This is a genomic window from Nocardia sp. GCM10030253, from assembly GCF_042675075.1.
GTDB lineage: Bacteria > Actinomycetota > Actinomycetes > Mycobacteriales > Mycobacteriaceae > Nocardia.
In genome coordinates this window covers 679098-699474 of sequence record NZ_JBHTDL010000005.1, presented here as the reverse complement: position 1 = coordinate 699474, position 20377 = coordinate 679098, and the positions used below count along the sequence as shown (strand labels likewise).

At 66.3% G+C, this 20377-nt stretch carries 13 protein-coding genes; 4 read left to right on the top strand and 9 right to left on the bottom strand.

Annotation, left to right across the window (positions count from 1 at the left end; all coding sequences use genetic code 11):
- The first annotated feature begins 11 nt into the window (after positions 1–11).
- A complete protein-coding gene (locus ACFQZZ_RS11600; protein ID WP_378677934.1) occupies positions 12–1556 on the top strand; it encodes an acyl-CoA carboxylase subunit beta in 1545 nt (514 codons plus the stop codon).
- Positions 1557–1625: 69 nt separating this feature from the next.
- Here the strand turns inward: ACFQZZ_RS11600 and ACFQZZ_RS11595 are convergent, their stop codons facing one another.
- A complete protein-coding gene (locus ACFQZZ_RS11595; RefSeq protein ID WP_378677931.1) occupies positions 1626–2123 on the bottom strand; it encodes a peptidylprolyl isomerase in 498 nt (165 codons plus the stop codon).
- A 266-nt stretch (positions 2124–2389) separates the two neighbouring features.
- On the opposite strand from ACFQZZ_RS11595, the gene ACFQZZ_RS11590 reads away from it, so the two are divergent.
- Positions 2390–5728, top strand: coding sequence for an arabinosyltransferase domain-containing protein (locus ACFQZZ_RS11590; RefSeq protein ID WP_378677929.1), 3339 nt, complete (start codon positions 2390–2392; stop codon positions 5726–5728).
- A 105-nt stretch (positions 5729–5833) separates the two neighbouring features.
- Here ACFQZZ_RS11590 and ACFQZZ_RS11585 read toward each other — a convergent pair whose 3' ends face one another.
- Both ACFQZZ_RS11585 and ACFQZZ_RS11580 read right to left on the bottom strand, forming a co-directional pair.
- Positions 5834–6022 carry a hypothetical protein gene (locus ACFQZZ_RS11585; RefSeq protein WP_378677926.1) on the bottom strand — a complete coding sequence of 63 codons (189 nt, stop codon included), beginning with the start codon at positions 6020–6022 and terminating at the stop codon, positions 5834–5836.
- A 276-nt stretch (positions 6023–6298) separates the two neighbouring features.
- Entirely contained in the window at positions 6299–6700 is a 402-nt protein-coding gene (locus ACFQZZ_RS11580) for a winged helix-turn-helix transcriptional regulator (RefSeq protein WP_378677923.1), read from the bottom strand.
- Between the two features lie 98 nt (positions 6701–6798).
- On the opposite strand from ACFQZZ_RS11580, the gene ACFQZZ_RS11575 reads away from it, so the two are divergent.
- Positions 6799–7731, top strand: coding sequence for an NADP-dependent oxidoreductase (locus ACFQZZ_RS11575; RefSeq protein WP_378677920.1), 933 nt, complete (start codon positions 6799–6801; stop codon positions 7729–7731).
- Positions 7732–8502: 771 nt separating this feature from the next.
- Here ACFQZZ_RS11575 and ACFQZZ_RS11570 read toward each other — a convergent pair.
- From ACFQZZ_RS11570 to ACFQZZ_RS11550, 5 genes are all read right to left on the bottom strand, one after another.
- Complete coding sequence (locus ACFQZZ_RS11570) at positions 8503–11937, bottom strand: arabinosyltransferase domain-containing protein (protein ID WP_378678427.1); 3435 nt, start codon at positions 11935–11937, stop codon at positions 8503–8505.
- 22 nt (positions 11938–11959) lie between these two features.
- The gene (locus ACFQZZ_RS11565; RefSeq protein ID WP_378677917.1) at positions 11960–13762 is read right to left on the bottom strand and encodes a glycosyl transferase; all 1803 of its coding nucleotides are present in this window, start codon (positions 13760–13762) and stop codon (positions 11960–11962) included.
- Positions 13763–14120: 358 nt separating this feature from the next.
- On the bottom strand, positions 14121–16265 hold the full coding sequence (locus ACFQZZ_RS11560; RefSeq protein ID WP_378678424.1) for a galactan 5-O-arabinofuranosyltransferase: 2145 nt from the start codon (positions 16263–16265) through the stop codon (positions 14121–14123).
- Between the two features lie 438 nt (positions 16266–16703).
- A complete protein-coding gene (locus tag ACFQZZ_RS11555) occupies positions 16704–17465 on the bottom strand; it encodes a decaprenylphospho-beta-D-erythro-pentofuranosid-2-ulose 2-reductase (RefSeq protein ID WP_378677915.1) in 762 nt (253 codons plus the stop codon).
- Complete coding sequence (locus ACFQZZ_RS11550; RefSeq protein WP_378677913.1) at positions 17462–18919, bottom strand: FAD-binding protein; 1458 nt, start codon at positions 18917–18919, stop codon at positions 17462–17464. The genes ACFQZZ_RS11555 and ACFQZZ_RS11550 overlap by 4 nt, the downstream gene beginning before the upstream one ends.
- 136 nt (positions 18920–19055) lie before the next feature.
- Here ACFQZZ_RS11550 and ACFQZZ_RS11545 point away from each other — a divergent pair, with 136 nt between their 5' ends.
- Positions 19056–19511, top strand: a complete 456-nt coding sequence (locus ACFQZZ_RS11545) for a GtrA family protein (protein ID WP_378677910.1) — start codon at positions 19056–19058, stop codon at positions 19509–19511.
- A 113-nt stretch (positions 19512–19624) separates the two neighbouring features.
- Here ACFQZZ_RS11545 and ACFQZZ_RS11540 read toward each other — a convergent pair whose 3' ends face one another.
- Positions 19625–20266, bottom strand: a complete 642-nt coding sequence (locus ACFQZZ_RS11540; RefSeq protein ID WP_378677907.1) for a pyridoxamine 5'-phosphate oxidase family protein — start codon at positions 20264–20266, stop codon at positions 19625–19627.
- Positions 20267–20377: the final 111 nt, after the last annotated feature.

Sequence of the window (20377 nt, the reverse complement as noted above, 5' to 3'; positions counted from 1 at the left end):
AGAGGGGCCAAGTGACCACGACTGCCGAGAAACTCGCCGACCTGCGAAGAAGACTTGAATTAGCGCAGGAACCGGCGGGGGAAGCGGGGGTAGCGAAGCGGGCGAAGAAGGGAATTCCCAGCGCCCGCGACCGGATCAATATGTTGCTCGATCCGGGCACCTTCGTGGAAATCGGTGCGCTGGTGCGCAAGCCGGGGGATCCAACTGCGCTGTACGGCGACGGTGTGGTCACTGGGCACGGCCTCGTCGAGGGTCGGCCGGTCGCGGTGTTCTCGCACGATCAGACCGTCTACGGCGGGTCGGTCGGCGAGATGTTCGGCCGCAAGGTCGCCAGCATCATGGAATACGCGGCGAAGGTCGGTTGCCCTGTCGTCGGCATCAACGACTCCGGCGGCGCCCGCGTTCAGGAGGCCGTGACGTCGCTGGCCTGGTACGCCGAGCTGGGGCGACGTCACGAACCGCTGTCCGGCATGGTGCCGCAGGTGTCGCTGATCCTCGGCAAGTGCGCGGGCGGCGCGGTGTACGAACCGATCAATACCGACGTGGTGGTGGCCACCGAAGAGGCCTACATGTTCGTCACCGGCCCCGGCGTGATCCGGGAGGTCACCGGTGAGGATGTCAGTCTCGAGGAACTCGGCGGCGCGAACAGTCAAGCGCAGTACGGCAATATCCATCACGTCGCCAAGGACGAGCCCGCCGCGTTCGAGTGGGTGCGCGCATACCTCGGCTTCCTGCCGACGAGCTGCCAGGAGCTGCCGCCGGTGGTGAATCCTGGCCTGGAGCCCGAGATCACCGAGAGCGATCTGGAACTGAATTCGCTTGTCCCCGACTCGGATAACGCGGGCTACGACATGCACGAAATCCTGTTGCGCATCTTCGACGACGGCGACTTCCACGAGGTCGGTGCGCCGGCCGGACGCAATGTCATCACCGGATTCGCTCGAGTGGACGGGCGCAGCGTTGGCGTCGTGGCCAATCAGCCGATGGTGTACGCCGGTGCATTGGACGCGCGGGCATCCGACAAGGCGGCGCATTTCGTGCGCATGTGTGACGCGTTCGAGATTCCACTGATTTTCGTGGTGGACACCCCCGGCTTCCTACCCGGTGTTGAGCAGGAAAAGATCGGCGTCATCAAGCGTGGCGGCCGATTCTTGTTCTCCTATGTGGAGGCAACCGTTCCGAAGGTCACCGTGGTTATCCGCAAGTCTTACGGCGGCGGGTACGCCGTGATGGGCTCGAAACAGCTTGGTGCGGACGTGAATCTGGCGTGGCCGACCGCGCGCATCGCGGTGATGGGCGCCGAGAGTGCGGTCAGCCTGATCGGGCGCAAGCAGATCGCGGCGGCTCCGGAGGAGCAGCGCGCGGCCGTGCGTCAGCAGATGATCGATTTCTACAACGCGACCATCGCAACACCGTGGGTCGCCGCCGAGCGTGGCTATATCGACGCCGTCATCGAGCCGTCAGCCACCCGCCTGGAGCTACGCCGCGCGCTACATCTGTTGCGCGACAAGAAGTTAGCCCGCAACCCGCGCAAACACCACCTGCTTCCCCTCTAGCAGGCGACAGCCACAGTCGCCCGAATCGGGCCGCGGTGGCGCGGCCCGATTCCATTGTGCGACGGTGGGTTAGGCGATAGAGGCAGATTCGATGACGACGTCGTCGCTCGGTACGTCCTGGTGGCCGCCCTTCGAGCCGGTGCTGACGGCGGCGATCTTGTCGACCACCTCGGTGCCTTCGACGACCTTGCCGAACACCGTGTAGCCCCAGCCCTGCGGGCTCGGTGCGGTGTGGTTGAGGAAGCCGTTGTCCGACACGTTCACGAAGAACTGCGCGGTGGCCGAGTGCGGGTCGTTGGTGCGCGCCATCGCGACGGTGTACTTGTCGTTCTTGAGGCCGTTGTTGGCTTCGTTCTGAATCGGGGCCTTGGTGGGTTTCTGCTGCATGCCGGGCGCGAAGCCGCCGCCCTGGATCATGAAGCCGGGGATAACGCGGTGGAAGATGGTGCCGCTGTAATGGCCGGCGTTCACGTACTCCACGAAGTTCGCCACGGTGGCGGGGGCCTTCGCATCGTCCAGCTCCAGCACGATCTGTCCGTAATTCGTCTCGAGATTCACCTTGGTCATGACCCCCAGCTTTCCACTGACCGTGCGACAGGTCAGCCATTCGGGGTCTACTTTCTGTTCGCCCCGGCTGCCGCCAAGCCCCCTTCTCGGCTATTCGGCCCTTTTTCCGGTGTTCTCATGATCGTCGATATCAGGCCGATGACCGCGGCTTTCGCCTGTATGGGGCGGCTATTACCGGTAGTCGGCTCGGAAGTTGCTGGGAGGATGACGCGGCTCGTGTGTATGCGCCGCCCGCGCAGACACGCGGGCAGATAGCATTGCCAACCGTGCCCGACGCCGCTACCGCTGTCTTAACGAAACCGCCTGCCGCGCCCGCGGCCGCGCCGAACGATTTCCGCACCGCGCGAATAGTCGCGCTGGTCGCGGGTGTGCTGGGGGCACTGTTCGCGCTGGCGAGTCCATTCCTACCTGTCTCGCAGACGACCGCCGTACTGAACTGGCCGCAGGACGGCAAGCTCGGCAACGTGCAGGCGCCGCTGATGTCGCAGGTGCCGATCGAGCTGAAAGCCACCATCCCGTGCTCCACGATCGCGGAGCTGCCGGAGCAGGGCGGCATGCTGCTTGCCACCGCGCCGCCGCAGGGGGATCGGGCAGCGCTCGAGGCCATGTTCGTCCGGGTGTCCGACACTGCGGTGGACGTGATCGACCGCAACGCGGTGGTTGCCTCGGCGCAGCGCTCGCAGATGGGTGAGTGCTCGTCGATCACCATCAGCTCCGACGCCAACAGCACGAAGGCGACGTTCGACGGCCTGACCACGACGGTCCAGAAGCCGGTCGAGGGCGGGGCGCCCGGGGCCGAGCAATCGGTCACGGTGCCGGTCGCGGGGCAGTTGGGCGGCGACCTGCGGCCGCAGGTGGTCGGTGTCTTCTCCGATCTGCAGGGCGCGGCGCCCTCCGGGCTGTCGTTCGAGATGACGGTCGATACCCGGTTCACTTCCAGCCCGACGGTGATCAAGCTGATCGCGATGATCGCGGCGGTGCTGTGCACCCTGATCGCCCTCGGTGCGCTTGCCAGGCTGGACGGTAGCGACGGGCGCGGTCACCGCCGGTTCCTGCCCGCCAACTGGCTGAAGCCGACCTGGACGGACGGCGCGGTCATCGGCACGTTGCTGGTGTGGCATTTCGTCGGCGCCAATACCTCCGACGACGGCTACATCCTGAGCATGGTGCGGGTCGCGCCGCATGCGGGTTACACGGCCAACTACTTCCGCTGGTACGGCGTCCCCGAGGCGCCGTTCGGCTGGTACTACTACGTAATCCAGGTCTTCTCGGAGATCTCTACCGCAAGCCCGTGGGTTCGCCTGCCCGCACTGGCCTGCGCAATCCTCTGCTGGATGGTCATCAGCCGCGAGGTGGTGCCCCGTCTCGGGCGCGGTGTGCGCAACAGCAAGGTGGCGCTGTGGACCGGTGGTCTGGTCTTCCTGGCGTTCTGGATGCCGTTCGACAACGGCCTGCGCTCGGAGCCGATCGTCGCGCTCGGTGCGCTGCTGACCTGGGTTTCGATCGAGCGGGCCATCGCCACCGGTCGCCTGCTTCCCGCGGCGGTCGCGATTCTGGTCGCCGCGTTCACGCTGGCGGCCGCGCCGACCGGTTTGATGTGTGTGGCGGCCCTGCTCGCCGGTATCCGTCCGCTGGTTCGGATCGTGGTGCGACGGCATCGGCAGTTCGGCACGCTGCCGCTGCTCGCGCCGATAGCGGCGGCCGGTCTATTGGTGTTGATCGTGGTCTACAGCGACCAGACCTTCGCCGGTATCCAGGAAGCCAACCGGGTTCGTCAGGTCACCGGGCCGAACCTCGCCTGGTACGAGGACTACCTGCGCTACTACTACCTGTTCGTCGAGACCGTCGACGGCTCGCTTCCGCGCCGGTTCGCTTTCCTGGCGATGCTGCTGTGCTTGTTCACCACCATGCTGGTGTTGTTGCGGCGCAGGCAGGTTCCCGGCATCGCCAGCGGCCCGACCTGGCGACTGATGGGCGTGGTCTTCGGGACCATCTTCTTCATGATGTTCAACCCGACGAAGTGGACCCACCACTTCGGCGCCTACGCGGGCATCGCCGGATCACTGGCCGCGGTCACCGCGGTGGCGGTCTCGGCGAGCGCGCTGCGAGCTCGGAAGAATCGAGCGATATTCCTTGCCGGGTTGCTATTCCTGTTGGCGATCTCGTTCTCCGGTATCAACGGCTACTGGTACGTGTCCAGCTTCGGTGTGCCGTGGTTCGACAAGCGGATCTCGCTGCACGGCTACCAGTCGAACACGCTGATGCTGGTGCTTTTCGGTGTGGCACTCGCGCTGGTCGCCTGGTACGCGCTGCGCGAGGATTACACCAAGCCGCAGCCGTCGGCGAAGTCGGTCCGCGGCAAGCGAATCCGCAAGTTCGCCGCCATCCCGCTGACCGTTGTCGCCGCGCTGATGGTCGCCATCGAGGTGCTGTCGCTGGTCAAGGGCGCGTACTCGCAGTACCCGGCCTACTCGCTCGCCCGCTCGAACTTCGACTCGCTCGGCGGCAATACCTGCGGCCTCGCCAACGACATTCTGGTGGAACCGGATCCGAACGGCGGCAGGCTGCAGCCGATCGTCGACCCGGCCACTGCGCTGAAGGATCCCAACGACCCGCTCGCCGGGGCCGATCCGGTCGGCTTCGATCCCAACGGCGTACCGAAGGATCTGTCCGCCGACAGTGTCGAGGTGAAGCCGGGTACCGGCAACACCTCCACCCAGTCGGTGGGCGCCGCGTTCGAGAAGGGCCAGAGCGCGGGCACCGGCGGCGGCGAGGGCGCGCGTGGCGTCAACGGCAGCACCGTGGCGCTGCCGTTCGGGCTCGACCCGGCGACGACCCCGATCCTCGGCAGCTACCAGGAGGGCGTGCAGCAGCCCTCGCACGTGGTGTCCAGCTGGTACCAGCTGCCCGCCCGTTCGTCGGAGACGCCGCTCGTGGTGATCTCGGCGGCCGGCCGCATCCTGTCGATCGACGACACCGGCGACGTCAAGTACGGCCAGTCGCTGACCGTCGACTACGGCAAGCGCCTGCCCGACGGCAGCGTCGAATCGCTCGGCACCTACCTGCCGCGCGATATCGGCCCGTTCCCGTCCTGGCGCAATCTGCGCGTTCCCCTCGACCAGATCGCGCCGGAAGCCGACGCGGTGCGGATCGTCGCCAATGACCCGATCCTGATCGGTGATCAGTGGCTGGCCTTCACCCCGCCGCGGATGCCGAAGTTGCAGTCGCTCAACACTTTCATCGGCTCCGAGCAGCCGGTCCTGTTGGACTGGGCGGTCGGCTTACAGTTCCCGTGCCAGCGCCCGCTCGACCACAGGAACGGTGTCGCCGAGGTGCCCGGCTACCGCATCCTGCCGGACCGCCCGCTTGCCGTCAGTTCCACCAACACCTGGCAGGCCGAAGAATTCGGTGGTCTGCTCGGCTTCTCGCAGATGCTGGCGAAGTCGACAACCGTCCCGACCTATATGAAGGACGACTGGGCTCGCGACTGGGGTTCCCTGGAGCGCTACGACCAGTACGACCGCAATGCCACTCCGGCCAAGCTCGAGACCGGCACGGCTACGCGCGGTGGCCTGTGGTCGCCGGGGCAGCTGAGAGTGTTCTAGCCCCGTCGGGGGCACCCCTGGGTGCCCCCGCATAACGAAAGGCCGTCGCGCCGGTTATCGCAACCGGCGCGACGGCCTTTCTGCTCGAGGTGCTCGGACGGGTGGTCAGACCTTCGTCATGCGAAGGCCGAGTTCACGACGAAGCAGCTCGGGTGAGGGGTGGCGGGCTAGTACACGCAGCACCGCCGGTCGTAGTTCCCGTTGCTCGTCGGCGGTGAGCAGTCCGACGAGGTCGCGTAGATCCATGTCATCGAAGGCCGCGGTCATGGTGCTCAGATTACGGTCAAGCGGCACGTTCGGCAGGATTTCGGATTGCCAATCATGGGGGTAGTCGGGACGCGCCGCTTGGGGCTGTTTGCGGGTCGCTCGAAACCAGCGCCGCTTGGGACTGCTCGCGGGTCGCTCGAAACCAGCGCTGCTAGGGACTGCTCGCGGGTCGCTCGAAACCAGCGCTGCTAGGGACTGCTCGCGGGTCGCTCGAAACCAGCGCTGCTAGGGACTGCTCGCGGGTCGCTCGAAACCAGCGCCGCTAGGGACTGCTCGCAGGTCGCTCGAAACAGCGACGCCGAGCTAGGTCGACTCGCCGTCGTAGCGCGCCCGTGCGGTGAGCACATCGCCCATGCGTTGCTCCGCCCACGCCTTGATCACCGACATCACCGGTTGCAGGCTGCGACCCAACGCGGTGAGCTCGTAGTCGACCCGGACGGGCACCTCGGCGGTGATCCGGCGTTCCACCAGACCGTCGCGTTCGAGGGTGCGCAAGGTTTGGGTGAGCATCTTCGGGCTGACACCGGCGATGACCCGGTTGATTTCCGCATAGCGCCGCGGGCCGTCCGCGAGAGCGATGAGCACCAGGCTCACCCATTTGTCGCTGATCCGGTCCAGCAGTTGCCGGGTGGGGCATTCCGCTACGAAGGCGTCGTACTGCTGTTTGGCCAGCTCCCGGTGCTGCGCCGCCGTTGTGGTCGCCATCGACTTCCTTTGCTCCCCGTTACGCACTCTCAGGTAACTACTACCCATTGGATAGTAGCGAGCCTAGGTTGGTCGATGCCCAACAGGAAAGGAACATCATGCGTGCAGCAGTCGTCCGCAGCCCAGGTCTCGAAGCCGTTGTCGAGCTCGTGGAGGTACCGACGCCACAACCGGGGCGTGGTGCGGTGCGGATCAAAGTCGCTGCGGCGGCGGTTAATCCAGTCGACCTGATGGTCCGCAATGGTGTCGGCGGCACACCGTTCGCGGCACCGCGCGACCAATGGGGCATCGGCTGGGACGTCGCGGGCACCATCGACGCGGTCGGCGCCGACGTCACCGAATTCGTGCCCGGCCAGCCGGTGATCGGCCTCAGCGACCGACTCGATGTTTCGCTGGCCGCACAGGCCGATTACGTAGTCCTCGAGGCGGGCAATGTCGCTCCGGCCCCGACCACCGTGAATTCGATTGCCGCCGCGACGATTCCACTCAACGGCCTGACCGCACTCCAGGCTCTCGCCGCCATCGACCCACAACCGGCGGAATCGCTGCTGATCACCGGTGCCGCGGGCGGCGTCGGTGGCTACGCCGTCGAACTCGCTGCCGCAGCAGGCATCCGGGTGATCGCCTCGGCCGCCGCCGCTGACGAGCAAGTGGTGCGCGCACTGGGTGCCACCGACTTCATCCCCCGTGAATCGTCGCTGCCCGACGCCGTCCGCGAACTGATCCCCGGCGGCGTCGACACCGCCCTGGACGCCGCCACCCTCGGCCCCCAAACCCTCGCCGCCGTCCGCGCCGGTGGCCGTTTCGTCTCCATCAACCTCGCGGCCACCCCGATCCCGCTGCGCGGCACCAAGGTCACCACAGTCCTGGTCCACGCCGACCGCAAGCAACTCGACGACCTCGTCGCCGCAGTCGACACCGGCAACCTGACCCTCCGGGTCGCCGACACCTACCCCCTGGACGCAGTCGCGGCGGCCCAACAGCGCCTCGCAGCCGGCGGACTACGCGGCCGCCTCGTCGTAATCCCCTAGCACCTACTTCGAGAGTAGCCCCGCAACAACATCTTTGACCCAAAAACCCCCACAACGCCACCACAGCCAGTCCTCACGCCGGAACCCGACACCGCGCACCTGACTGCGGAAGGTAAGCCGGGTACCCCACATGACGCGCCCAGCACTGCCCTGAAAACCACCCCAACGCAACCTGTTCTCCATCGCCGGGCCCGAGCGGGGCGCGTTCCGGGAACGAACCCACCACGATGCCGTCCCGGAAAGGTTCGCCTACCCGGGAATTACCGGGGCCAGTGCTGGGCACGTCGGGTGCCGTACCCGACTTACCTCCCGCAGTCAGGTGCGCGACGTCGAGTTCCGGCGTGGTCATCTGGCTGTGGTTGCGTCTCGAGCAGTGATTCCACTGGCAGTCACACCACCTCACACCCCGTGTTCTAACAGCACACCCCGTATACCAGGTGTGCGGTTGGGACAGGGGGTGTTAACACCACTCGGGGTGGGGTCGGGGTCGGGGTAGGCATCGTTGGTCGCGTTCGTCAGGTGTATGCGGTTTCGGGGTCAGGGATTACCGGGGGCAGTGCTGGGCGCGTCGGGTGCCGTCCCTGGCCGACCTCCCGCAGTCGGGTGCGTGGTGTCGGGTTCCGACGTGGTCATCTGGCTGTGGTTGCGTCTCGAGTAGTGATCTACTGGCAGTCACACCACCTCACACCCCGTGTTGGGGCCTCACACCCCGTGTACTAGGTGTTCGGCTGGTACACGGGGTGTGGGGACCGGGTGTAGGTCAGGGAGCGATCAGCGCACACGGATCGGGTCGGATTTGGTCCAGCCGTTGCGGGTTTCGACGGTGACGCCAATGGTCGCGGGGGCAGCTTTCGGGTCGTAAGGGGTGAACCTTTCGAGGGAGCCCCAGTCCCGGGACCAGTCGCTGTCGAGGTAGGTGGGGATGGTTTGGGACTTCAGCAGCAGGCCCGTCCAGCCGAGGGGGCCGCCGCCGATGTCGTCTTGCCAGGCGTTGGAGGCGTCGGAGCCGACGCGGTCGGGCAGGATGCGCCAGTCGGGGACCTCGGCGACGCCGTCGTGGTGTTCGAAGGGGCGCTGGCAGGGGAAGGCGAGGCCGACATGCCAGTCGAGCATGACCGGATCCTTCGAGCCGACAACGGAATTCAGGGACGCCAGTTTGGGCAGCCGGGGTGGGGTGAGTGCCAGCCATTGCTTCTGGGTGATGTCGTTATCCACGGCGACCAGGCGTACCGCATTCACCTCGAGCGGCAATTGGTCCAGTGGGACACGGAGATTTCGCCAGGACGGGGCGGGACCGATGTCCAGCGGGGTCACCGAGCCGAGCACCTTCATGTCACCGTCCGCGGCACGTGTCCCGTACTCGAGGCGCAGTTCCGCACCGTAGGTGACGACGCCGTCCGCGTCGACCGAACGGATCCGGCCCGCGGCGGTGATCGCCAGGACCCGGTAGGCAGGGTCATGGCGCATGCTGTCGGCCAGGTCGAGGCGATACCACTGTGAGGTCAGCTTCGCCTGCTGCTGGTCACTCTCCTGGTAGCTGCCCATGATCGGAGTCCGCGCGGGATCGAGGCCGAACGGCAATGCCACAGTGCTGCCGTTGATGCCGGTCTGCTCGGTGGTGCCGCCGCCGGTGCCCGCTCCGGTTGTCTTGGTGGTCTTGTTCTTCGAATCGGTGTTCACCGAATTGGCGCCGCCCGATACCGTTTCGTCGGCGTCGGCGGTGAGGTCGCTCGCGACGCCGTTAGGGGTGAATCCCTTCGATTCCGCCGACAATCCGCCGCTGGCGACTGCTTGCAGGTCGTTCGGACCAACACCACCAGGGGAATCGGTGAAGGGCAGCAGCAGTGAGTCCGGGGTGTCCGTCTCCACCAGCACCTCGTTCGCCAGTGCGCACGAATTGCCCGACACCGACTCCAGATTCGACTTCGCGATGGAGTAGGCGGGGTACTGGGTGACGGCCGCCTTGGCCAGCGAGGCCACCTCGAACAGCACGAGCACCGCCGCGGCGATGGTCAGCGGCGCGGAGGCGAACCGATCGAAACGCGTTGGGGCGGCGTCGCGGACCCGACGGTACGGCTCGCGATAGTGCAGCCACACCGCGACGACCAGCGCCACCCCACTGAGCACGAGAAACAGCGTGGAGATGCCCTTGCCCGCGATCAACGGCGCCTTGTCCCACCATGGCACGCCGTAACTCGAGACATACCACCAGCCGTTGGATCCGGTGAAAGTGATCGCAAGCAGGAACAGCACCGCGGCGGCGAACAGCGCCCTATTGCGCGGCGCACGAATTCCCTCGCTGCCAACGGCAACCGCCGCAAGGGCGGCCAGCGATCCGGCCAGTCCGGCATACACGCCGAAGTGGTGCGTCCACTTGGTCGGTGTGAACATCATCAGCAGCAGTGATGCGAACACGATGCCGAGGATTCGGACCGAAGGCCCGCGCGAGGTACCGGGAATCCGTCCCTTGCGCAGCACCTGCAGCACACAGACCAGCAGGCACAGCAGCATGACCAGCACACCGAAGCGCCGCGAAAGCGACCCGTCGGGAGCCAGCATCAGCAGCGAATCCCAGCGTGTGCGTTCATCGAACCAGGCCACGTTCGGACCGACGATGGTGCGCACCCGTGTCGCTTCCATGACGGTCGCGAGCGTTTGATCGGCGAAAACCACGACCAGGACCAGGGTTCCGGCGGCGAGCCCGGGAGCCAGGAGGGCCGCGTATCGGAAGAACGCGGCCAGCCGCGAGGGGTTTCGATCGGTCGTCGCGGTGACGGTGGCGGAATCAGTTCCACGCCCCACGGTCTCGGTGTCGCCGTCGGCTTTGCTGGCGGCGAGATCCGCGTCGGCCTCGGCTCGACGCACACCGCCGAGCGTTCCAGCGGCATCCCGTGCCCGCCTGATGATGATCTCCAGCACCGGTCGAGACCCGGCGATCAGCGCCGCGATGCAGATGAGTCCGGTCGGCCCTGCGGCAAGGGAGAACGCCGCGATCAATACCGCGATGGCTGCGGGCAGCAGTCGCCCTGTCGCGATGGCACGTTCGATCGAGCACCAGGTGAGCAGCGCGCCCGCGGCGATCAGCGGTTCCGGCCGCAGGCCGTTGTCATAGGGCAGCCAGAAGGCGAGGAAGACCAGCCCGGCCGTCCACAGCGCGACCTTGTTGCGCCGCACCCTGGCGCCCAAGCGGGGCAGCACTTCTCGGCTGATCACCAGCCAGCACACCACGCCCGCGATCAGCGCCGGCAGCCGCATCCACGGGCTGGCGTCGGAAACCTTGGTCATCCATGCCAGCACTTCGTAGGACCAGCCGAACGGCGCCTCCGGCACGGCGAACCAGCGGTAGTAGTTGGCCATATATCCGGCGGGCTCGGAGGCGCGCGCCATGTTCAGGATGTAGCCGTCGTCGGAGGTGTTGGCGCCGATGAAATGCCACAGCACCAGGATGCCGAGCACCGCACCGTCGGCGATGGTGAACCGCCACCAATGCGCGGGCAGGAAGCGGCGTGCACGCCTGCCGTCGGCGTTGTCCAGCAGATGCAGTGCGACCAGCGCGACCATCGTGAGAACGGCCGCGGCGATCATCGCGGTCAACTTCAGCACCGACGGCGTCGAGGAGAATCGTGAGTCGATATCGGCGTGCAATCGGGCGCCGTCGAGCTGCGCAGCGTTCAAATCCGTGAACACCCCGACCACCTGTGGCCGGATGTCCCTTGCCACGGTGTTGCGGAACGGCGTCCCGTCCTGGCGCTGCGCGCCTGCGAATTCGGCGGTCGTCGCGGCCGCCGTCGAGCTGACGGTGACCGCGTCGCAGCCCGCGATCTCGGCAACGGGCGCCGACAGCAGCGGAACATCGCGCAGCACCAGCGAGAGCACCCCGTCGGTCACCGAGACGACCAGACCCTTGGCCGTCGTCTGACCCGAGCCGTCGGGAATGGTCGACAGCAGCGTGCCCGACCCGGCCGCCTGCACGATCGAGCACGGCAGCGTCGCGCTCAACCGCTGTGGCACATAGGACACCAGCGGCGCCTCGACGCTGCTGGAGCCTGCCTGCGGCCAGTCCAGCGTCGCCTGGTCCGTTTTTACCGGTAACAGCGGTGTCAGCAGCGCCAGCACGAATCCGAGAAGCCCGGAGACGAGGGCGATCAGGCGGTTACGGGTGAACGCTCGTGATGATCGGTCCGGTCGCACGGGGGTTGATGCTATCTACCGCTGTATGTGATCCCTGCTACCGCAGCGTCCGAACGTCCCAGAGCCACACGTCATCGACCCGTGTCGGCGCGGCACCGAGCAGTTGCGTCATGGTCGTGCGCAGTACATCGGTGTTCTTCGTCGACGGCAATACCACCACGTCTGCCAGCCAGAACCGCAGGTCGTCGAGGGCTTGGGCGCGTGCGTCGGCGTCGATCGCGGGCACGGTGCCGGTGTCCTGCGCCTGGACGAGCAGCGCGGTGGTCGGTCTGGTCTCCGGCCCGTAGATGCCCTTCTTCGTGGTGCCGGTCGGGCCGACGAAATAGCCACCCGCGAGTGGGAAGTCGAAGTTCGCGTCGGCCTGCCAGCGCAGCGCTTGCGCATCGGCCGGTCGCGGCGGCGGCACCATGACCACCGAACCGCCGCTGACGTAGTCGCGCACCGTCCCGTCGGTGAAGAATTCCGGCGTCGGCGTGCGCGTGGTTACCGGAAGGACGGTCGGTACCAGCGGCAGCAGCGCGAGTGCCAGTGCGGCGAACCAGGCCAGTGGTTTCCAGTCGCCCGCGGACCGCTGCCACGATGCGACCGCGCGGTCGGTGGCCAGCGCGAGGATCACCGCGATGGCCGGGATGGCCGCCATGGTGAGCCGGGTTTCCAGCACCGTATTGAGCAGCGGGACCTGTTCGGCCCAATGCCACGGCAGCTCGATCCCGGTGGATTGCTTGCCGAGCATGGCGACCGCACCCAGCGACAGCACCCCGAACACCGCGATCACCGCAGCGGCGGCGCGGACCACGCGCGCACGCCACAGCATCGCCGCGGTGACGGACAGCAAAAGCAGTAGCGGCCAGCCGAAGTAGGCGTTCTGTTCGGTCTCGTTGATAGCCACGTACTGGCCTGGCGCGAACATCCCGCCCAGCGATTCGGACGGGAACTGCACGATGGCTTTGAGGTCGTTGCCCATCGGTCCGTGGTCGATCGAGCGATAGCTCTGTGGCCCGAAAAACTGCCACCACAGCGGAATCTCGGTGAGCATCACCGTGACTACCGCCGCGAGCGCGACCGTCGGGACCAGCGCGCGCAGCACTCGCACCCCCGTGCGCGGCGCGTGCAGGTAGTACACAACGGCGAAAAGGCCGAAGGCTAGCGCGAAGATCAGTAGCGGTTCCTCACCGAGTGCAATCTGCATCGCAACGAGCAGGCCGAGTACCACGGCATCACGAATACGCCTGCGCGGCTTACCGTCTCCCGCATCGACCACGATTGTCGCGCGACGTGCCATACGGATGAGCAGGCCCGCGATAATCGGAAGCAGCATCAGCGCGACGAAATTCGGATGCGCGTTGGCATGCGAAATCATCGCCGGTGCGAACCCGCAGAACACACCTCCGATCGCGGCGGCTAGCCGGGAGTCGACCAGCTCACGGGAAAACAGCCAGTACCAAGCGAACGCAGTGCCGCTCGAGCCGAGCGTGAGCACCAGCACGAATGTGACGGTCGGCCCGAACAACAAGGTGATCGGCGTAAGCGGCACCCCGACCCCGAACATTGCCGTATTGGCCATCATGTTCACCCCGGCCGGGAAATTCTGCAGATCGGTGCCGAGCGGATTCTCCAGATCGGCTACCGAATGCGCGGTAACCGCGAAAAACCACTCCCACATCGTCTGGTCCTGACCACTCTTGATCAGATACCCACTCTGTGTATTGCGCCACTGCCCCGACAACACTGTGACCGCCAACGCGAGATACCCCGCCGCGACGATCAGATCGCTCCGCCCACCCCGAATCCGCCGCAGCCCGCGTTTCCGGACCGACCCCTTCCGATCGGGTAGAGACACTCCACTCGGTGCCGATCCTCCAGAAACGACGCCTACAACTTCGTGTGTCTCGACCTGCAAAACGAACTACTCCTCCAGATGGCAGAACAAGCCGTCCAAAGTACCCAGCCACCCTGTGAACACCCTGGCAGTCGACCTTTCGGCCGTGCACGTGGGTGCCCGCGACACCTGGGTTCCTTCCCACGTCGCCTATCCGGCTGAGTTCCGGACGTCCCGGGCCGGTTACCCAATTGCTCACGCAATCACTCGTCCCGCACCAACCCGTGGACGTCCTGACACCCTTTGTGCAGCTTCACACCGCTGGTGCGAGGTGTGAAGCTGCGCGAAGGGGTGTGCGGACGGCTGTTGGCCGACCTGGCTATCGGTTGACGGTGATGAGGGTGAAGGGGCCGATGTCGGTGGTGGTGAAGTGGGGGTCGGTGAAGAGCTTTTTGGGGAAGGTCACGGTGTAGCGCTTGACGTTGGGGTCGTTGGGGTAGACGTCCTTGGCCAGGCGGAGGGTGTAGTTGTCGCCGTCGCGGCGGAAGAGGAAGGCGTCGGGTGCGCGCCAGGGGCCGGCCGCGAGTGCGTCCAGCATGGCGCGGGAGGAGTCCAGCTTGCTCCAGCTCTCGATGGTTGCGGCGCGACCCGCGAAGTCAGCCAATGGGTTCGCGTAATGCGAGGTGAGTGCCTGGAAACCGTAGTAGGGGTAGAAGGCCAGGAAGCTGGTGTCGGCGGTGAGGACCACCGAGCCCGAGCGTGGGCGTCCGGTCTGCGCCAGCAGCGCGGCATCGACTTCGCGGTAGTACGACACCGCCGACGGGCTGCGCTTGTCCGCGCGTTCACCGTTTCCGTCGGTGTCGGTGTAGGCGGTGGTGATTTCCGGGGCCAGCACTCGGGGAATGTCCTGGGTGAACGCGAGCGCGCCGACGGTGGCGACCACGATCACCGCGAGCCGGAACCGGCTCGGCTCGTTGAATGCCTGATACGCCGCCCTCGCACCCTCGACGAAGCCGAACACGCCCGCCGCGGCCAGCAGTACATCAAGGACCGGCTCCAGCCGGAACGAGAGCAGCGTGGTTCCCGCGGCCGTCGCCGCCATGGACAGGAGCGTCCACAGGTAGATCGCCACGACACCGATGCCGAGTGCCTGGGCCCGCCGCGACGACGACGCCCGCACCACCAGCCACGCCGTACCGATCAGGCACAGGCCGCCGAGCAATGAGAACTCTGTCATCGGCAACGGCAGCTCAGAGCCCGATTCGGGCAGATAGTGCAGGGCGGTGCCGGACTTCGGGGTGGTCGAGGTCAGCGTCTTCAACAGGTACGGCAGCCACACCACGAGCGCGACGACCCCGGCGATCGCGGCGATCACGACCAGCCGCACCAGCGGTGCAATCGCGGCGCGCCACGGCCGGGCTGTGGCCGTCGTCTCGCCGGCCGCTCGCGCCTGACGCGGATGCCCGGCCGCTCGCTGCTCTCGCACTGCGAGCCCTGCGGCGATCAGACCCATCAGCCCGATCGTGAAGGCCGCGAGCCCGAAATACAGTGTGTAGAACATGGCGGCAATGCCGAGGAACAGCCCAGTCCCGATGACCGCGCCCCAGCCGCCTGCCGTCCGGCTGCCGGTTTCCGTCGGGTCGAAAGCCCCGACTGGTGCATTTCTGTTGGTGGTTCGGTTGCTGGGTTCGGTCGGGTCGACATCGCCGAGTGGTGCATTTCTGGTGGCGGTTCCGCTGCTGGGTGCTGCCGAATCGGCATCGCCTGCCGGGGCGTATCCGTCTGCGGCCGGGTCGGCAAATCGTGCCGCCGCTTCTTTCCGGCTGTGCTCACCTGGCCGGTACAGCGCACCCCACGCGAGCACCAGAGCGGGCGGCAGCAGGATGACGATGACGGCGCCGTAGGCCTCCGGCGCGGCGGTGGTCAGCGCGACCGCCGTGATCGCCGCGGTGACGCCGACCGCCCAGTCCGCGCGAATCAGCTTGGACCACAGTACGAGTGAGATCACCGCCGCGACGGCAAGTGACCCGATCGCGTACGGCTTGAAAGCCTCCCAGCCGTCCATCCCGAGCACATTCGCCACGCGCCCACCGATCCAGAACCACCCGGCCGGGTAGAACGGCGGCAGGTCCGCGTAGGTCATGTCGTGCAGCGCCGCACTGTCGGTGAGCCGTGTCAGATACTCGGTACGGAACTCCTGATCCACCGAGACGCCGAACAGATACAGCTCGGTCGCCGCCAGCGGCATGCCGAGGGTGAAGGTGACGAACGTCGAAACCCCTACCCACGACAGCAGTTTCGCCACCCATGGCCACCGGCGCAGCCGGATCAACGCGATCGAGACCGCGAGCATCACCGCCGCGACAACCTGACCGACCGTGGTCAGTGCCCGAGTCACATTGGACGAGTTGAACGCAGGCCACTGGACCATCGAAAACGCCACCAGCCCAACGGTGACCACAATGACGGCGACTATCGCCGCAAGCACCGCCTCGCCGAGACCTGAGCCGACATACCGCGCGATCAGTGCGCCGCGGCTGCGCCTCGGGTCGGTACCGCGCTCCACGACTACCGTGCTCACCGAACCACCCCATTGCCGCGCTGTACCGTCTGCTGGTCGGACAGTACGGCCATGCCCGTGGCGGGCACCATCGTGGTGGCCACAGCGCCAGTCGCCCCGCGGTGAGATCGGCACACCGTGAGGTGGCTGCCGCAACCTTCTCCGACTACTCGCATGGCATCTCCGGATTCACTCTGCTCGGCACTGGCGCGGGCCGCCGCGCACGTGGGCGACCGGCGCTCATGCTGCCAGGTCCGGAGGCGGGACGCGCACACCGGACGCCGCCCGGTGCGTTCCCGGCGATCCGTACCCTGCTTATGGATCCGCACCCGCTCCTGGCACCCGCACGAGGTGCGGATCCCGGGAACGGGTGCGGAGGACGCCGAGATGCGGCAGGCAAGCTCAGATGGGCAGCTTGCGGAAGATCGGGCGCGGGATGTGGCGCAGGATCATCATGACGTAGCGGAATGGCCCGGGCGCCCAGATGAGCTCCTTGCCCTTCTGTGAGGCCGAAACCGCTAGCGTCGCAATATCTTCCTTGTCGACGGTGAGTGGGGCCTCTTTGACGTGCGCCGAAAACCTGGTTCGCACCATGCCGGGCCGAATCACCAGCACGCGGGGGCCATGCGGGCGCAGCGCCTCGCCGAGGCCGAGGTAGAAACCGTCCAGGCCCGCCTTGGTCGACCCGTAGACGAAGTTCGAGCGACGCACCCGCTCACCGGCGACCGAGGACATGGCAATGATTCGCCCGAAGCCCTGCGCCCTCATCTTCTCGCCGACCAGCACGCCGACGGAAACCGCTGCGGTGTAGTTGATTTCGGCGACCTGCACGGCCTTGCGCTGGTTCTGCCACAGCTCTTCCGGATCGCCGTCGAGGGCGAAGGCGACGATGGCGACATCCACATCACCCGCGTCCCAGGCCGTATCGATGACCTTCGGATGGCTGTCGGTGTCGAGGGCGTCGAAGTCGATGACGTCGACCTGATTCGCGCCCGCCGCCTTCATCTGGGAGACGGCGTCCTCGCGCAGCGGGTCACCGGGCAGCGCGGCGAGAACAATGCGCGCCGGCCCCTTCTTCAGGTACTCGGCGCAGATCGCCAAGCCGATTTCCGAGGTACCGCCCAGCAGCAGGATGGTCTGTGGGTTGCCTACGGCATTAATCACTGGAGCTCCAGCCTTCTCGCCATATCGGACATGAACACGCCTGTGGGGTCGACACTTCGGCGGACCTTGATCCACTCGTCGATCCGCGGGTACATCTTGTGGAACGCCTCGGCGGTGGTGCGCGAGTCCTTCGCGGTGTACAGCCGCCCGCCGAACTCCATCACCCGCTTGTCCAGCTCGCCGACCAGCTCGTTCAGTCCCGGCTTGATCGGGAAGTCGACGCAGATGTTCCAGCCCGGCATCGGGAAGCTCAGCGGCGCCTGATTACCCGGCCCGAACAGCTTGAAAACGTTCAGCGCCGAGTAGTGGCCCGAGGCCTGGATGTCGATGATGATCCGCTTGAATTCCTCGACCGCCTCGGTCGGCACCACGAATTGGTACTGCAGGAATCCGTTGGATCCGTAGCCACGGTTCCACTCCGCGATCATGTCGAGCGGGTGGTAGAACTGCGTCAGGTTCTGCACCTTGCCGGTGTAGTTGCCGCCCATCCGGTAGTACGCCTCGCCGATGGACATCAGCGTCACCTTGTTCATGGTCCAGTTCGGGAAGATGTCCGGAACGGTCATGAGCTGGGGTGCGTCGAACTTCAGCGGCTTGCGCTGCAGCTTCTCGGGCAGCTCGTCGAGCTTCGCGAGGCGGCCACGGGTGATGGTGGCCCGTCCCAGCTTCGGCAGCGGGCTGATCACGTCGAACCACGCACTGGAGTAGGTGTAGTCCGCTTCGCTGCCGTCGCTGTGCGCCGCGATCGTCTCGTCGAGGGTCGTGGTCTTGACACCGTCGTTGAGGAAGTACGCGCTCTCCGTGACCACCATCTCGATGGTGGCGCGCAGGATGATGCCGGTGAGGCCGTTGCCGCCGACGGTGGCCCAGAACAGCTTGGCGTTGCGCTTCGGTGTGAGGTGCTGCACCTGCCCGTCGGCGGTGAGCAGATCAATCGAGCGCACGTGGTTGCCGAAGCTGCCTTCGCTGTGGTGGTTCTTGCCGTGGATGTCGGAGGCGATGGCGCCGCCGATCGTGACCTGACGGGTGCCGGGTAGCACCGGGACCCACAGCCCGAACGGCAGCGCGGCCTTCATCAACTGATCCAGGCTGACCCCGCCGTCCACATCGACGATGTGGGTGTCGCCGTCGATGCGGTGGATGCGGTTGAGCGCGGTCATGTCGATGACAAGACCACCCGCATTCTGCGCGTGGTCGCCGTAGGAGCGGCCGAGCCCGCGCGCGATCACACCGCGGCGCAGGTGGGCCGGCTTGCTGTCGTTGTCCTCGGCGACCATGGCAACGGCCTTGGCGATCAGTTCGGGATCGCTCGTCGAGAGCACTTCGGAAGAGGTTGGTGCGGTGCGACCCCACCCGGTCAACGCCCGAGTGCGTGTCGGCAATGCGAACGCGTCATCGGGGGTTGTGCCGGGGTTGATACCGGTGGTGGTGGCGGTCGGAGCTTTCGTGGACATCGGGATAGAGGCTACATGCATGGCCGGACATCCGGTCGGCCTCGCCGTACTCCCCGGTACGGGAGGCTGGGCCCACACCCACCCAAAGCGGTTCCTCGCGACTGCGTCGCAGGACCCGTCCCGCTACGCTCGTCGCGTGCATGCCGAACCCCACCTGCCGCTGCCGGCGGAACTGCCGCTGGTCGACGAGCCGGGCGGTACCGATGTCGACCTGAAGACACAGATCATCCGCTTCGGCGTCACCGGCGGTCTGTCGGCCATCGTCGACTTCGGCCTGTACGCATTCCTGTTCGAGGTCGTCGGACTGCCGGTCAACCTCGCGAAGGCAATCAGCTTCATCGCAGGCACCACCACCGCCTACCTGATCAACCGCCGCTGGACCTTCAAAGCCCCCCCGAGCCGGGCCCGCTTCCTGGCCGTGATCGCCCTCTACGCGGTCACCTTCGCAGTCCAAGTCGGCCTGAACTGGGTCATGTACCACGCGCTAGCCGACGAATGGTGGCGCCTGCCCCTGGCCTTCGTAGTAGCCCAGGGCACAGCCACCGTCATCAACTTCATCGTCCAGCGAGCCGTCATCTTCAAAATCCACTGACCCCCGGCCAGCCCATCAGCCAACCGAACACCCCGTGTCGCAGCCGCACACTCCGTATACCGAGTGTGCGGTTACAGCTGCGGACCACCTATCGCTGGCGAGGATTGTGAGCGTTAGCGCGGGACCAAGGTGGGGAGGCTGGGTTCGGCCGGTTCGCGGGATTGTGCTTTGGCTCCGAAGTAGTCGCCGCCTTTGGCGCGGATGTTGTCGGTGCCCCAGTCGCGTTGTTCCCGCGCGGCGGGCACCAGATGCGGAATGTGCTTGCGGCAGTGGATGTAGGCCTCTTCGATATCGACGACCACCCAGCGTTCGGCGGCACGGCCTTTGTGGTTCTCCGGCAGGTCGGCGACCGATCGGCGCAGCACGCCGTCGTCCACGATCCGGGCCGAGCCGTTGATGTGCAGGCCGATCAGATCGCGGACGAAATCGATTAGCAGGATGCCGACGTGCGGGTTCTCCAGGATGTTGCCGAGGCTGGCCATGACGCCGTTGCCCCGGTATTCGGGATAGGCAATCGTGCGTTCGTCGATGACGTGCAGAAAACCGGGCACGCCCGCGCGGAAACTGGCATCGCATTCTCCGTGCTTATCCGAGGTGGCGATAAACGCCATGTCCATCCGCGCGATGAATTCGATCATCGTGGGGTTCAGCTCGTCGAGCACCTGGTCGTCGTAGAAGCGCCCGGCTCTGTCCTGCGTACCGTGCCTGTCTTGCAGTTCGCGCTCACCGTCACTGCCACACTGTGCACCGGGCATCTGCGCCCCCTCTGGTAGCCGGAGTCCGGCTCCTCGGGGTTCGACGCTGAACCGCGACTAAACCGAAATCCTATCCATCTTAATGGGTTTCACCGAGCAAATCTACAAAAT